This is a genomic window from Achromobacter pestifer (genome assembly GCF_013267355.1).
In the GTDB taxonomy this organism is placed as follows: Bacteria; Pseudomonadota; Gammaproteobacteria; order Burkholderiales; family Burkholderiaceae_B; genus Achromobacter; species Achromobacter pestifer_A.
Genome location: NZ_CP053985.1, coordinates 3,260,942 through 3,275,317, shown reverse-complemented (window position 1 = coordinate 3,275,317; position 14,376 = coordinate 3,260,942). Strand labels below are relative to the sequence as shown.

General features: G+C 67.4%; 11 protein-coding genes. 3 read left to right on the top strand and 8 right to left on the bottom strand.

Features of this window, described 5'->3' with window-relative positions:
• Positions 1–92 precede the first annotated feature (92 nt).
• Together FOC84_RS15840 and FOC84_RS15835 are read left to right on the top strand one after the other, a co-directional pair.
• Positions 93–866, top strand: coding sequence for an SDR family oxidoreductase (locus FOC84_RS15840; protein ID WP_173145246.1), 774 nt, complete (start codon positions 93–95; stop codon positions 864–866).
• A 10-nt stretch (positions 867–876) separates the two neighbouring features.
• Positions 877–1,146, top strand: coding sequence for a hypothetical protein (locus FOC84_RS15835; protein WP_054459270.1), 270 nt, complete (start codon positions 877–879; stop codon positions 1,144–1,146).
• Positions 1,147–1,199: 53 nt separating this feature from the next.
• On the opposite strand, the gene FOC84_RS15830 is transcribed toward FOC84_RS15835, so the two are convergent.
• From FOC84_RS15830 to FOC84_RS15800, 7 genes are all read right to left on the bottom strand, one after another.
• Complete coding sequence (locus tag FOC84_RS15830; protein WP_173145245.1) at positions 1,200–2,723, bottom strand: efflux transporter outer membrane subunit; 1,524 nt, start codon at positions 2,721–2,723, stop codon at positions 1,200–1,202.
• A complete protein-coding gene (locus FOC84_RS15825; RefSeq protein WP_173145244.1) occupies positions 2,720–5,833 on the bottom strand; it encodes a multidrug efflux RND transporter permease subunit in 3,114 nt (1,037 codons plus the stop codon). Before FOC84_RS15825 ends, FOC84_RS15830 begins: the two co-directional genes overlap by 4 nt.
• Positions 5,830–8,928 carry an MdtB/MuxB family multidrug efflux RND transporter permease subunit gene (locus tag FOC84_RS15820; RefSeq protein ID WP_173145243.1) on the bottom strand — a complete coding sequence of 1,033 codons (3,099 nt, stop codon included), beginning with the start codon at positions 8,926–8,928 and terminating at the stop codon, positions 5,830–5,832. Before FOC84_RS15820 ends, FOC84_RS15825 begins: the two co-directional genes overlap by 4 nt.
• A gap of 13 nt (positions 8,929–8,941) precedes the next feature.
• The gene (locus FOC84_RS15815) at positions 8,942–10,216 is read right to left on the bottom strand and encodes an MdtA/MuxA family multidrug efflux RND transporter periplasmic adaptor subunit (protein WP_173145242.1); all 1,275 of its coding nucleotides are present in this window, start codon (positions 10,214–10,216) and stop codon (positions 8,942–8,944) included.
• Between the two features lie 232 nt (positions 10,217–10,448).
• Positions 10,449–11,201: a cell division protein ZapD gene (zapD, locus tag FOC84_RS15810; protein ID WP_173145241.1), complete on the bottom strand. Its 753-nt coding sequence runs from the start codon at positions 11,199–11,201 to the stop codon at positions 10,449–10,451.
• A gap of 60 nt (positions 11,202–11,261) precedes the next feature.
• Positions 11,262–11,891 carry a dephospho-CoA kinase gene (gene coaE / locus FOC84_RS15805; RefSeq protein WP_173145240.1) on the bottom strand — a complete coding sequence of 210 codons (630 nt, stop codon included), beginning with the start codon at positions 11,889–11,891 and terminating at the stop codon, positions 11,262–11,264.
• A gap of 31 nt (positions 11,892–11,922) precedes the next feature.
• A complete protein-coding gene (locus FOC84_RS15800; protein ID WP_173145239.1) occupies positions 11,923–12,771 on the bottom strand; it encodes a prepilin peptidase in 849 nt (282 codons plus the stop codon).
• A gap of 203 nt (positions 12,772–12,974) precedes the next feature.
• Between FOC84_RS15800 and FOC84_RS15795 the strand changes: the two genes are divergently transcribed.
• Positions 12,975–13,754, top strand: a complete 780-nt coding sequence (locus FOC84_RS15795) for a copper resistance protein NlpE N-terminal domain-containing protein (RefSeq protein WP_173145238.1) — start codon at positions 12,975–12,977, stop codon at positions 13,752–13,754.
• Positions 13,755–13,844: 90 nt separating this feature from the next.
• On the opposite strand, the gene FOC84_RS15790 is transcribed toward FOC84_RS15795, so the two are convergent.
• Positions 13,845–14,261 (bottom strand): response regulator transcription factor, encoded by a 417-nt coding sequence (locus FOC84_RS15790; RefSeq protein WP_173145237.1) that lies wholly within the window; start codon positions 14,259–14,261, stop codon positions 13,845–13,847.
• Between the last annotated feature and the right edge of the window lie 115 nt (positions 14,262–14,376).

The window sequence follows — 14,376 nt, the reverse complement described above, 5'->3', positions numbered from 1 at the left end:
GATACCAGAAATAGCGGTTTTATGCGGATTTTTTGGAATATATCATCGTCTGCAAAGGGCTCGCATCCGGCGGCCCGATAGCGGAGAGGACCATGGCAGACCACGGAATCAGAGGCAAAACCGTCATCATCGCGGGCGGCGCGAAGAACCTGGGCGGATTGATCGCGCGGGACCTGGCGCAGCAAGGCGCGCGCGCGGTGGCGGTGCATTACAACAGCGCGGCCACCAAGGCCGACGCCGACGCGACGGTCGCCGCCGTCAAGGCCGCCGGCGCGCAGGCCGTCGCCTTGCAGGCCGACCTGAGCTCGGCCGGCGCGATGGAAAAGTTGTTCGCCGACGCGGTGGCCGCGGTCGGCCGTCCGGACATTGCGATCAATACCGTCGGCAAAGTGCTGAAGAAGCCCTTCACCGAAATCACGGAAGCCGAATACGACGAGATGGCCGCGGTGAACTCGAAGTCCGCCTTCTTCTTCCTGAAGGAAGCCGGCCGCCACGTCAACGACAATGGCAAGATCTGCACGCTGGTGACCTCGCTGCTGGGGGCCTACACGCCCTTCTACGCGGCCTACGCCGGCACCAAGGCGCCCGTGGAGCACTACACCCGCGCCGCCTCAAAGGAATTCGGCGCGCGCGGCATCTCGGTGACGGCGGTAGGCCCCGGCCCCATGGACACGCCATTCTTCTATCCGGCCGAAGGCGCCGACGCCGTGGCGTACCATAAGACCGCCGCCGCCTTGTCGCCGTTCTCGAAAACCGGGCTGACCGATATCGAGGACGTGGTGCCCTTCATCCGCTTCCTGGTGTCGGACGGCTGGTGGATCACCGGCCAGACGGTGCTGATCAACGGCGGCTACACCACCAAATAGGAGCGGCGCCATGCACGTACTGTTGACCATCGTCGGAGGCCTGCTGCTGCTGGCCGTGTTCGCGCTGTTCGGCAAGCAATGGGGCGGCGACGCGGCCGGCTCGATTGCCGCGGCCAAGCTGTTCCTGCCCGCGTGGCTGCTGATGGCTATCGTCAACATGTGGGTCGGCGTCACGCGCGCCGGCTACACGGTACGCGAGGAACTGCCCATCCTGCTGCTGGTGTTCGCGGTGCCCGCGGCGGCGGCCTGGCTGGTCATCGCCTTCCTGCCGCGCGGGTGAAACGCGGGCGTTGACGACGCCAGCGTTTCACCACGCATCCGCGCGGCGCAAGTTCAGGGCTGCGCGGGCGCTGCTGCCGCGGGCGCGGCCTGATTGTCCGCGCGCGCTTGCGCCCCTGCGGGAGGCAGGCCTTCCCAGCCGCCGCCCAAGGCCACGATCAGATTGACGCTGGCCGCGAAGCGGTTGCCCAGCAGGCTCAGCGCATTGCGTTCGCTGTTGAGCGCGGTGGCATCCACCACCGCCACGCTCAGGTAATCGACCAGGCCGGCTTTGTATTGATTCTGCGTCAGGCGCAGCGATTCGCGCGCGGATTCAAGCGCGCGGCGCTGCACCACCTGCTCGTTCTCCATGACGCGCAACTGGATCAGGTAGTCCTCGACCTCGCGCAGCCCGGTCAGCGCCGTCTGGCGGTAAGCGGCCGCTTGCGCGTCATAGGACGCACGGGCCTGTTCCACCTGCGCCTCGCGCGCGCCGCCATCGAATATCGTCAGCGCCAGCGCCGGCCCCAGCGACCAGAAGCGCGCCGGCGCCGTCAGCAACTCCGCGAACTGGCCGTTGCGGAAACCCCCATCGGCCGACAGCGTCAGGCTGGGGAACCACGCGGCCTGCGCCACGCCGATCTGCGCATTGGCGGCGGCGGCTCGGCGCTCGGCGGCCGCCACGTCGGGACGGCGCTCCAGCAGCTCGGACGGCAGGCCCACCGGGATCTGCGGCAGTTGCAGCGCAAACACCGCGGGCGGCAGGCTGAATTGCGACGGCGCCTGGCCCATCAGCACGGCAATGGCGTGTTCAAGCTGGCCGCGCTGCCAATCCAGGTCGATGGACTGCGCGCGTGTGCTTTCCACCTGCGTGCGCGCCACGGCTACGTCAGCCTGGCCCGCCACGCCCACGGCGTAACGATTCTGCGTCAGCTGCAGGGATTTTTCGTAGGCCGCGACGGTGGCGTCCAGCAGACGCTTCTGTTCGTCCAGCACGCGCAATTGCAGATAGGCCTGCACCAGCGCGGCCTGGGCGCTCAGACGCGTGGCGCCCAGATCGGCCAGGCTGGCCGCGGCGCTGGCTTCCGAGGATTCCACGCTGCGCCGCACACGGCCCCACAGGTCCACTTCCCAGCTGACGTTGCCGGTCAGCGAATACTGGTTCGAGACATTGCTGCCGGACGACAAGGTCGAGCCATTCTGCCCGCCGCCGCTGCCCGAGCGCGTCATGCCCGCGCCCGCGCCCACGGTCGGGAAAAAGCCGGCGCGCGCGCCACGCACCAGGCCTAGCGCCTGCCGGTAATTGGCCTCGGCCTGAGCCACGGTCTGGTTCGACTCGTTCAGGCGCGCCACCAGGCCGTTGAGCGTGGCGTCGTCGTAGACCCGCCACCAATCGCCGCGTTCGGCCTGGTCCAAAGGTTGGGCCAGCTTCCAGCCTTCGACTTCTCCCTGGCCTTCCTTGTAGGCCGCGCCCACGTCCAGCGCCGGGCGCTGGTAATCGGGGCCGACCGCGCAAGCGCCCAGCAGCGCGCACAGCGCGGCCGCGGCGATGCTGCGGGGAAGGAACAGGTTCGGAACAGGCTTGGCGTTGCGCATCATGTAGGTTCTATGGAAGCGGAGGACCCGTTCTTGGGCGCGCGCCCGCGCGCGGCCCAGAGACGGAAGCGGTCCAGGTAAAGATAGACCACGGGCGTGGTGTACAGCGTGAGGATCTGGCTCAGAACCAGGCCACCGACGATGGTAATGCCCAGCGGCTGGCGCATCTCGACGCCGGCGCCGGTGGCCAGCACCAGCGGCAGCGCGCCGAAGATGGCGGCCATGGTCGTCATCATGATGGGGCGAAAGCGCGTCAGGCAGGCCTGGAAAATGGCGTCGCGCGGGTTCATGCCTTGGGTGCGTTCGGCATCCAGGGCGAAGTCCACCATCATGATGGCGTTCTTCTTGACGATGCCGATCAGCAGGAACACCCCGATCAGCGCGATCAGCGTGAAGTCGTAGCGCACCAGCAACAGCGCCAGCAATGCGCCCAGGCCGGCGGACGGCAGGGTCGACAAAATGGTCAGCGGATGCACGAAGCTTTCGTACAGAATGCCCAGCACGATGTACATGGTGACCAGCGCCGCCAGGATCAGCCAGGGCTGCTGCGCCAGCGTCTGCTGCAAGGCCGCGGCCGTGCCCTGGAAGCCGGCCTGGATCTGATCCGACGGCAGGCCGATGCGCGCCACGGCCGCATCGATGGCGCTGGTGGCCTGACCCAGCGACACGCCCGGCGCCAGGCTGAACGAGATGGTGTCGGCCACGAACAGCCCCTGATGCTGCACGCTGAGCGGCGCGTTGGCGTTTTCCAGGCGGGTGAAGGCCGACAGCGGCACGCGCGCGCCGGCCGCGGTGATGACCTCGACCTGCCTGAGCGACTCGATGTCCTGCGCGAACTTCGGGTCCACGCCCAGCACCACGTGGTACTGGTTCAGCGGCCCATACATCACCGACACCTGGCGCTGGCTGAAGGAGTTGTTCAGCACCGTGGAGATGGTGGACATGCTCACGCCCAGGCGGGTCGCGGCCTCGCGGTCGATGACCAGGTTGATCTGGCGGCCCTTGTCCTCGACGTCGGTGTCGACGTCGGTGATCTCGGGGATCTGGGCCATGGCTTGCTGCACCTTCGGCATCCAGGTGCGCAGCAATTGCAGGTCGCCCGCCATCAGCGTGTAGTCGTAAGAGCCCTGGCTCTGGCGCCCGCCGATGCGTATGTCCTGCTGCGACACCAGGAACATGCGCGCGCCCGGCATGTTCTGCAGCTTGCCGCGCAGCCGGTTGATGACCGCGTCCGCCGAGACCTTGCGCTCTTCCAGGGGCTTCAGCTGGATCTGCATGAAACTGCTGTTGCTGCCGCCCCGTCCGCCCGCATAACCCGTCATGCTCTGCACCGCCGGATCCGCCAGCACCACCTTGCGCAACGCCTCCAGCTTGGGCAGCGTGGCCTGGAACGAGGTGCCCTGGTCCACGCGGAAAAAGCCCAGCAGCTGGCCCGTGTCCTGCTGCGGGAAAAAGCCCTTGGGCACCACGGTGTACAGATAGACGTTCAGGCCCACGGCCACCGCCAGGATCAGCATCATCAGCCGGCTGTGCGTCAGCGCCCAGCGCAGGCTGCGGCGGTAGCCGTCCAGCATGGCGTCGAAGCCGCGCTCGGACCAGCGCGCCAGCCGTCCGGGCGGCTTCTCGTCGGGGGCTTCCTGACGCAAGAGGCGCGCGCACATCATCGGCGTCAAGGTCAGCGACACCACCAGCGACACCAGGATGGCGGCCGACAGCGTCACCGCAAACTCGCGGAACAAGCGCCCGACCACGCCGCCCATCAAGAGAATGGGGATGAACACCGCCACCAGCGACAGGCTCATCGACAGCACGGTAAAGCCCACTTCGCGCGAACCGCGCAGCGCCGCGCGCATGGGCGACATGCCGCGCTCCACGTGGCGCATGATGTTCTCCAGCACCACGATGGCGTCGTCCACCACGAAGCCGGTCGCCACGATCAGCGCCATCAGCGAAATCGTGTTCAGCGTGAAGCCGCTGAGGTACATGATGCAGAACGTGCCGATCAGCGAGACCGGCACCGCCACGCTGGGGATGATGGCCGCGCGCCAGCGCCGCAGGAACAGCAGCACCACCAGCACCACCAGGCCCACGGCGATGATCAGGGTCAGCTCGGCCTCATGCAGCGAAGCCCGGATGCTGGGCGTGCGGTCCTGCGCCACCGTCATGTGCGCGTCCGCCGGCATCAGGGCCTGCAGGATGGGCAGCTGCGCGCGCACCGCGTCCACGGTTTCGATGATGTTGGCGTCGGCCTGGCGCCGCACGATCATCAGGATGGCCTTGCGCTCGTTGAAGAAGCCGGTCTGATACAGGTCTTCGACCGAATCCTCGACGCGGGCCACATCGGATACGCGCACCGGCGCGCCGTCCTTCCAGGCGACGATCAGCGGCCGGTACTGCTCGGCGCGGCTGAGCTGGTCGCTGGCCATGACCTGCCAGTGATAGCGGTCATTCTCCAGCACGCCCTTGGGACGGTTGGCGTTGGCATTGGCCAGCGTGGTGCGCAACTGGTCCAGCGATACGCCGCGGTTGGCCAGCGCGCCCGGCAGCACGGTGACGCGCACCGCCGGCAGCGAACTGCCGCCCACCGTCACCTCGCCCACGCCGTCCACCTGCGACAGCTTCTGCGCCACGATGGTCGAGGCGATGTCGTAAAGCTGGCCCTGGCTGAGCGTGTCGGACGTCAGCGCCAGGGTCATGATGGGCGCGTCGGACGGATTGGACTTGTGGTACGTGGGATTGCTGCGCAGGCTGGTCGGCAAGAGCGAGCGCGCCGCGTTGATGGCGGCCTGCACGTCGCGGGCCGCGCCATTGATGTCGCGTGAAAGATCGAATTGCAGCGTGATTCGGGTAGAGCCCTGCGAGCTGCTGGAGGTCATCTCGGTCACGCCGGCGATGCTGCCCAGCGAGCGCTCCAGCGGCGTGGCCACGCTGGACGCCATGGTTTCCGGACTGGCGCCCGGCAGGCTGGCCGAGACCGAAATGGTGGGAATGTCCACCTGCGGCAGCGGCGCCACGGGCAAGAGGAAGAACGACAGCATGCCTGCCAGCACAACCGCCAGGCTCAGCAGCGTGGTCGCCACCGGCCGGACGATGAAGGGTGCCGACAGGATCATGACGCATCCTCCGCCGGCGCCTGGTCCACGCCGCGCCAGCGGCGCGACATGCGGTCGAACATCAGGTAGATGACCGGCGTGGTGAACAGGGTCAGCACCTGCGACAGCAGCAGCCCGCCCACCATCACCAGGCCCAGCGGCTGGCGCAGCTCCGCGCCCGTCCCGGTCGACAGCATCAGCGGCAGCGCGCCGAACAGCGCGGCCAGCGTGGTCATCAGGATGGGACGGAAGCGCAGCAGCGCGGCTTCATGGATGGCCGCGCGCGGGCTCAGGCCGCGCTTGCGCTCCGCGTCCAGCGCGAAGTCGATCATCATGATGGCGTTCTTCTTGACGATGCCAATCAAGAGGATGATGCCGATGATGCCTATCATGTCCAGCTCGGTGCCGCTGATCAGGAGCGCCAGCAGCGCCCCCACGCCGGCCGAAGGCAGCGTCGACAGGATGGTGATGGGATGGATATAGCTTTCGTACAGCACGCCCAGCACGATGTACATCGTCACGATGGCGGCCAGGATCAGCCACAAGGTGCTGGACAGCGAATTCTGGAACGCCAGCGCCGCGCCCTGGAAGCGCGTCTCGACGCCGGTGGGCAGGCCGATCTCGGCCTCGGCCGCGGCGATGTCCACCACCGCACTGGACAGCGAAGCGCCCGGCGCCAGGTTGAAGGACACCGTCACCATCGGAAACTGATCCAGCCGATTGACGGCCAGCACCGTCTTGCCCTCGCTGATGTGCGCCACCGATGACAGCGGCACCTGCGCGCCGGTCGAGGTCGGCACGTGGATCTGGCCCAGCGAGGCCGGCGTCACCTGGAACTGTGGTTCGACCTCCAACACCACGCGGTACTGATTGGATTGCGTGAAGATGGTGGAAATCAGCCGCTGGCCGAAGGCGTTATAGAGCGCCTCGTCGATCACCGCGGCCGTGATGCCCAGCCGCGATGCGGCGTCGCGGTCGATCTCGACCCAGGTCTGCAGGCCGTCGTCCTGCAGGTCGTCGGTCACGTCCTTCAAGCCGGGCACCTGGCGCAAGCGGTTCACCAGCTTGGGCGTCCATTCGCTCAGCACCTTCAGGTCGGGATTGGACAGCGTCATCTGGTACTGCGTGCGGCTCACGCGGTCCTCGATGGTCAGGTCCTGCACCGGCTGCATGTAGACCGTCAGGCCGTCCTGCTTGGCCAGGGCCTGTTCCAAGCGCCCCATCACCGTGCGCAGGTCGCCGTTGCGCTCGGATTGCGGTTTGAGCGCAATCTGCATGCGTCCGGCGCTGAGCGTGGCGTTGCTGCCGTCCACGCCGATGAAGGATGACACGGCCTGCACGTCGGGATCCTCCAGCACCAGGCGCGCGGCCGTGCGCTGGCGCTCCGCCATGGCCGGGAAGGAAATCGATTGCGGCGCCTGGGTGATGGCCTGGATCAGGCCGGTGTCCTGCTGCGGGAAGAAGCCCTTGGGGATCACCATGTAGAGCAGCACGGTCAACGCGAAGGTCGCCAGCGCTACCAGCAGCGTCAGCGGCTGATGCCGCAGCACGACTTGCAGCCAACGGTCGTAGCCGGCGATCACGCGGTCGATGAAAGCGCCCGTGACCTGATGGAAGCGGCCGTGCTTCTGCTCGGACTCGGCGCGCAAGAGGCGCGCGCACATCATGGGCGTCAGGGTCAGCGACACCACCAGCGATATCAGGATCGACACGGCCAGCGTGATGGCGAACTCGCGGAACAGCCGCCCCACCACTTCGGTCATGAAAAGCAGCGGAATCAGCACCGCGATCAGCGAAAAGGTCAGCGAGATCAGCGTGAAGCCGATCTGCGAAGCCCCCTTGAGCGCGGCTTGCAGCGGCGTTTCGCCTTCCTCGATATGGCGCGCAATGTTCTCGATCATGACGATGGCGTCGTCCACCACGAAGCCGGTGGCGATGGTCAGCGCCATCAGGGTCAGGTTGTTGATGGAGAAGCCGGCCAGGTACATGATGCCGAAGGTGCCCACCAGCGACAGCGGCACGACCACGCTGGGAATCAGCGTGGCCGTCAGGCTGCGCAGGAACACGAAGGTCACCATGACCACCAGGGCCACGGCCAGCATCATCTCGAACTGCACGTCGGCCACCGAATCGCGGATGGTCTGGGTGCGGTCGGACACCACGCTCACGTCCAGGGTCGCGGGCAAGGCGGCGCGCAGTTGCGGCAGCAGCGTCTGGATCCGGTTGACCACGTCGATCACGTTGGCGCCCGGCTGGCGCTGGATGTTGAGCAGAATGGCGGGCTTGTCGCCGGCCCAGGCCGCCTGGCGCGTGTCCTCGGCGCCTTCGACGGCGCGCGCCACGTCGGACAGGCGCAGCGGCGCGTTGTTCTTGTACGCGATGATCAGGTCGTTGTAGTCGGTGGGCGTCTTGAGCTGATCGTTGGCGTTGATGGTGGTGGACCGCTGCGGCCCGTCCAGATTGCCCTTGGGCTGGTTGACGTTGGCGCCGACGATGGCCGTGCGCAGGTCCGACATCGACAAGCCGTTGGCCGCCAGCGCCTGCGGATTGACCTGCACCCGCACCGCCGGACGCTGCCCGCCCGCCACGCTGACCAGGCCCACGCCGGGGATCTGCGACAGTTTCTGCGCCACCCGCGTATCCACCAGGTCGCGCACCTGGGGCAAGGGCATGGTGGGCGAGGTGATCGCCAACGTCAGCACGGCGGCGTCCGCCGGGTTCACCTTGTTGTAGGTCGGCGGCACCGGCAGGTCGCTGGGCAGCAGATTCGAGGCCGCATTGATTGCCGCCTGCACCTGTTGTTCAGCCACGTCCAGCGGCAGGGTCAGGTTGAACTGCAGCGTGATGACCGAGGCGCCGCCCGAACTGGTCGACGACATCTGGTTCAGGCCCGGCATCTGCCCGAATTGCCGCTCCAATGGCGAAGTGACCAGCGAAGTCATCACATCGGGACTGGCGCCGGGGTACAGCGTCACCACCTGGATCGTCGGGTAGTCCACTTCCGGCAGGGCCGAAACGGGCAGCAGCCGGTAGGCGATGAAACCGGCGATCAGGATGGCCACCATCGACAGCGTGGTGGCCACCGGACGCAGGATGAACAGGCGCGACGGGCTCACGATGCTTCCCGGCTTATTTCGACGGCGGCGTGGTGCCGGCCGGGCCGCCCGCGCCCAGGGTCTTGCCGCTGGCGGCGGGGATCACGTCCGCGCCCCCCACCACGTCCACCTTGGCGCCTGCGCGCAGGCGGTCGGTGCCTTCGACCACCACCCGGTCGCCCGGCTGCAGGCCTTCGTTGACGGCCACCATGCCGTTGTTGACCGCGCCCAGCTTCACCTGGCGCACCTGCACGGTGCTGTCCTCCTGCACCAGGAAGACGAAGGCGCCGGCCGAGCCTTGCTGGATGGCGGCGGTGGGAATCGCAGTCACGTCCTTGCGCGTGAGCACGTGCAGGCGCACGTTGACGAACTGGTTCGGAAAGAGCGCATCGTCGGCGTTCTCGAAGCGCGCCTTCAGCTTCAGGGTGCCGGTGGTCACGTCGATCTGGTTGTCCATTGTTTCCAGCTGGCCCGTGGCGATGCGGCGGGTGTCGGCGCGGTCATAGGCATCCACCGCCAGCGTCTTGCCGGCGGCGATCTCGGCCCGCACTTCGGGCAACTGGGTCTCGGGCAGCGTGAACACCACGGAGATCGGCTGGGTCTGGGTGATCACCACCAGACCATTCGTGTCAGAGCTGGACACCAGATTGCCGCGGTCCACCTGGCGCAGGCCCAGGCGGCCGCTGATCGGCGCCGTGATCCGGGCGTAGTCCAGTTGCAGGCGGGCATTGTCCACATTGGCCTGATCGCTCTTGACCGTGCCTTCGTACTGGCGCACCAGCGCCGCCTGCGTGTCGACCTGCTGCTTGGCGATCGAGTCCTGCTTGTACAGCGCCTGATAGCGCTGCAGGTCGCGCCGGGCGTTCTCCAGCTGCGCCAGGTTCTGCATCTGCGTGCCGCGCGCCTGGTCCAGGGCCACCTGGAACGCCCGCGGATCCACCTGGGCCAGCAGGTCGCCGGCCTTCACCTGCTGGCCTTCCTGGAAGGCCACTTCCACCAGTTCGCCGCTGACCCGGCTGCGCACGGTGACGGTGTTGTAGGCGGTCACGGTACCCAGCGATTTCAGATAGATGTCGATGTCCTGCTGGGCGGCGGTGGCGATGCGCACCGGCACCGCCGGGTTCATCATGGCGCCCGCCGCCGGCCGGCCGCCGGGCCGCCCTCCCGGCCCGCCTGCCCCGCCCGGCTTGGCCGCGGGCCGCAGCACAAGCCAGGCTATGCCCGCCGCGACTAGCAATACCAGCGCCAGCCCGACTAGGCGGCGGCGGGTCCAACGGGTGGGGGGAGAGACGGGACGGCTTTCAGGCATGGAACGGTTCCGGCACGGGCGGAGGAAAGCCGTATTGTGTACCAGACCGTCCCGGTTTCCAGCGCCACGATCCCTAGTTGAAACTGGGAGCAACAGGAATCTGGACAGAAGGGAAGCGGGGCCGCCTTACCCCATGTGCTTGGCGGGTCCTGCCCCACCCAAGCGCTGCTCGCTGGCTTACGCGCATTGGGCGACGGTGTTCTTGCGCGGGAAGTCTCGCGCCACACCCATCCTACGAGCTGCAGAGGGTCATCTGGAAGGGTACGTCGCGGGCGACCTGCTGGGGTTTGAATTCGCCGTCCTGGATAGAAAAACGTATCCAGATCATGTACTTATTGGCGCTGATCTCGGGAAATACGCCCTGCGCGGGATCCAGCCAGACACGCAGCAGCTGGAACTGCTTGCCGCCCAGCATCTGCTGGTAGGCGCCCTGCTCGCCCACGGTATCCGACTTGCGGCCGGATTCGCGCAGCAGGCGCAGGGCCAGGGTCAGGCCGTCATACAAAGGGATGAAGGGCGCTACCCAGGCTTGCAGGTCCGCGCAGCGGGCGGCCTCGGATTTGTTCTGCCAGGCAAAATACGAAGGCATGTCGACCTGCGTGGCGCTGCCCGGCACCGACAGGCGCCCACGCAGGCTGGTCAGCCATTCGTTTTCACGCAGGGACTGGCCGGTCTTGCCGGGCGCGGCCAGCGCCGTGGTCACTTTTTCCATTTCGCGCAGCATGGCTTCGAGCGCATCCTGCGCCACGCCGGGATGATCGCGCAATCCGACCAGCGCCATGCGCTGGCGCTCCAGGTCTTGCAGGACCGCGCCTTTCACATCGGTGCGCTCGCAGGCGTCGAGCAGGTCGAACAAGGAGGTGACGGCAACCTGGTGCAGGCGCGAGTCCCCCTCGCGGGCGAAGAAGAACAACCTGTCGAACAGGTATTCCAGCCGCAGATAAGCGCGGATGCGCTCATTGAAGGGGTATTCGTAAACGATCACGCTTCTTTACAGGCCCATCTGTGTTTGGCCGGCTGGCCAATATTATTCAGGGGTGCCGGCCTAGCCCGAGGCTTGCCGGCCCGTCGTGCTCGCCAGCGTCAGCCAGCGGTCATGCAGGGTCTTCGCCTGCGCGCGCAATTGGTCCGGCGTAGTGCCCCCGTCATTGACGATGACGTCGTCGGCGGCTTCCAGACGGCTTGCCCGCGCAGCCTGTGCCGCCATGATACGCCGGATGGCTGGCTCCGTCAGCCCGCTGCGCAACCGCACCCGCGCCACCTGCGTGTCGGGGTCGCAGTCCACCACGCAGATGCGATCCAGGCGCGAACGCCAGCGCGGCAGCGACTCCACCAGCAGCGGTACCACGAAGACCAGGTACGCGCCGCTTGCGGCACCGGCCTGCCGCTCGGTTTCCTGTCCGATGACAGGATGCAACACGGCTTCCAGCCGCAAGCGCACCTGCGGATCCGAGAACGCCTGATCGCGCATCCATGCGCGGTCCAGCGCGCCGTCCGGCGTCAGCGCGCGCGGGCCGAACTCGCGTTCGATCGCGGGCATGGCCGCGCCGCCCGCGGCAGTCAGCTCGCGCGCGATCTCGTCGGTATCGACCAGCGTGGCGCCCCACTCCGCAAGCAGGTCCGCCACCCGGGTCTTGCCCGATCCGATGCCGCCCGTCAGACCTATCTTCAACATACCGCCCACCCCATGCAGGGCATGAACCGCCCTATTGCAAAAACTGCCCCAAACCGTGTTCGCCCCCAACCAGCAGCGTCACGACGCCCGCCAGCGCAAGATAGGGGCCGAAGGGCAGCGGCTGCCCGCGGCTGGCGCGGCCGCTCAAGGTCAGCGCGCCGCCTATCAGCACGCCCAGCAGCGACGCGCTCAGCAGCAGCGTCGGCAGGGCTTCCACGCCGAACCATGCGCCCAGCGCGGCGAGCAGCTTGAAGTCGCCGTAGCCCATGCCCTCGCGCCCCGTCAACAAGCGGAATACATGAAAGATAACCCACAGAAAGACGTAGCCCGCCACCGCCCCCACCACCGCCATCTGCAGGCTGGCATAGGCGTCGAACAGATTGACCAGCAGCCCGGCCCAGAGCAGCGGCTGGGTCAATGCGTCGGGCAGCAGCGTGGACTCGAAATCGATCCAGGCCAGCGCCACCAGCATGGCCGACAAGCCCATGGCGGACAGCGCCAGCGGCGTTGCGCCGAAGCGCCAGGCGCAAGCGGCGAACAGCGCGCAGGTCAGCAATTCGATGGCCGGATAGCGCCAGCCTATGGCCGCGCCGCAGGCGCCGCAGCGGCCCCGCAGCAGCAGCCAGCCCAAGAGCGGCAGCCGCTGCCAGCCTGCCACGGCGGTATCACAGGCGCGGCAGTGCGAGGCGGGCGACCACAAACCATAGCGGCCCGCGGCGGACGGCTTGCCTGAGGCTTCCTGGCAGTGCGCCTGCCATTCCTGTTCCATCATGCGCGGCAGCCGATGCGTCAGCACCGTCAGCCAGTTGCCGACGAACAGGCCCGCCAGCGCCGCCAGGCCGATGAAGACGCCCACAGGCAGATCGAAGACATGCCGCATCGCCGTCATCCGCCCGCGAGGCGCCGAGCCGCGGCAGCGCCGCGCCAGAAGCTGGCGGCAGTGCGCGGGGCGGGCCGGCGGCGGCCGTGTCGTAAATAGTGCATAAAGTGTTGACGATGCCCAAGAGCGGCTAAGGGGAACGTATCGAATCTTCGCATAAGTGCGTAAAATCGGAGACAGACTCAATACACGGATAAGCTGCCATGACCGCGCGCGTAGAAATCGGTACCCGCTCCCGCAAACTCAGCGTCATGGGGCTGCTGCTCACAGGCACCGTATTGGGCGCGGCCGGCTGCGCCCAACAAAAAACCGAAGGCTATTACGACCCCCCGGCTGAAAGCACCGTGACCGACGCCCAATACCAGGGCTCGGGCGCGGGCTACCGCAGCATCATCCGCGCGCCGTCGCAAGTGCAGATCGCGCTCAAGCCCGACGCCCCCCGCAAGAACCAGAATCAGGCTGCCCAGACTGCCGGCGGCCAGACCACCGAAGACGGCCAGGCCGTCCCGGCGGAAACCGAGCACACCGCAACGACGGCATCGGCCGCAAGCGCGCCCGTCGCTACCAGCTCCGCCGCGCCCAGCGCCGCCGTGCACAGCCTGGTGCCGCAACCCCAGACCTACATGGGCACCTTGCCGTGCTTCTCGCCGGCCATGCAGTGCACCGCGCAGCGCGTGACGCTGACGCTGGCGCCCAACGGCCGTTGGCGCGGCCGCGTGGCCTACCTGGAAAACGATCCCAAGAAAGGCCCGCCGGTCACCGAGCAAGGCTGCTGGGATGCCACCGAAGAGCGCCCGCCGCGCGTCATCCTGATGGACGGCAATGGCAATGGCCGCGCGGAATTCGTGGTGGCCGCCAACAACGTGCTGCGCGTGCGTTCCATCGATGGCCAGACGCCCAACCTGAACTACAACCTGACCCGCCAGCCGGATCTGGACCCGATCGACGAATTGGCCAAGGCGACAGCGCCCAAGTGCCCTTGAGGCCCGCCGGCGGCCGTTGAACACGCCGCCCGCGCAGCCCCTTACCCGGGCCCGACGAACATCACGTTCGTCGGGCCCGGTGCTTTTGGACTACCCGGCATCGCCGTCGAGGTCGGCGCCGAGATCGGAATGGCGTGCTGCGGGGCTTGCCAGGCATGGGCTATACGTTGGCCCCGGCGGCTCATGCAGCACGTAGCTCGGACCGGCGCTGGCCGGCAGGGGCATGGAAACCAAGGCATGCCCGCGGTCTGGCCCGGCCGCGCCCGGCACGGGCGAAGCGCCGGAACGGCCATGCTCGCACAGCCGGCAGGCCAGTTGCATGGCGTTGCGGACTTGGAGCTTGGCGAAGATGCGGGAGCGGTGGGCCTCGACCGTGCGCAGCGAAATGCCCAGGTCTATGGCGATGACCTTGTTGGGCCGGCCGGCGGCCACATAAGTGACGATTTGCCGCTCACGCGGAGTGAGCGAGGAAAGAACGGCTTCCAGGTCGGAACGGGGAGCTTGCATGGGGCGGCTCGCTTGCAATATAGGATTGCGTCGAGTCTGATCCGCCGCCCGCCACCACGTAAGCTGGTAATTCTTTCAGGGGGTGGACATGGACGCCACCCCCGGGCCGGGCCGT

Coding starts and splice junctions, on each gene's coding strand:
- FOC84_RS15800 (WP_173145239.1), bottom strand. CDS start 12,771: ATGCGGCATGTCTTCGATCTGCCTGTGGGCGTCTTCATCGGCCTGGCG.
- coaE (WP_173145240.1), bottom strand. CDS start 11,891: ATGTTGAAGATAGGTCTGACGGGCGGCATCGGATCGGGCAAGACCCGG.
- FOC84_RS15825 (WP_173145244.1), bottom strand. CDS start 5,833: ATGATCCTGTCGGCACCCTTCATCGTCCGGCCGGTGGCGACCACGCTG.
- FOC84_RS15835 (WP_054459270.1), top strand. CDS start 877: ATGCACGTACTGTTGACCATCGTCGGAGGCCTGCTGCTGCTGGCCGTG.
- FOC84_RS15815 (WP_173145242.1), bottom strand. CDS start 10,216: ATGCCTGAAAGCCGTCCCGTCTCTCCCCCCACCCGTTGGACCCGCCGC.
- FOC84_RS15840 (WP_173145246.1), top strand. CDS start 93: ATGGCAGACCACGGAATCAGAGGCAAAACCGTCATCATCGCGGGCGGC.
- FOC84_RS15795 (WP_173145238.1), top strand. CDS start 12,975: ATGACCGCGCGCGTAGAAATCGGTACCCGCTCCCGCAAACTCAGCGTC.
- FOC84_RS15830 (WP_173145245.1), bottom strand. CDS start 2,723: ATGATGCGCAACGCCAAGCCTGTTCCGAACCTGTTCCTTCCCCGCAGC.
- FOC84_RS15790 (WP_173145237.1), bottom strand. CDS start 14,261: ATGCAAGCTCCCCGTTCCGACCTGGAAGCCGTTCTTTCCTCGCTCACT.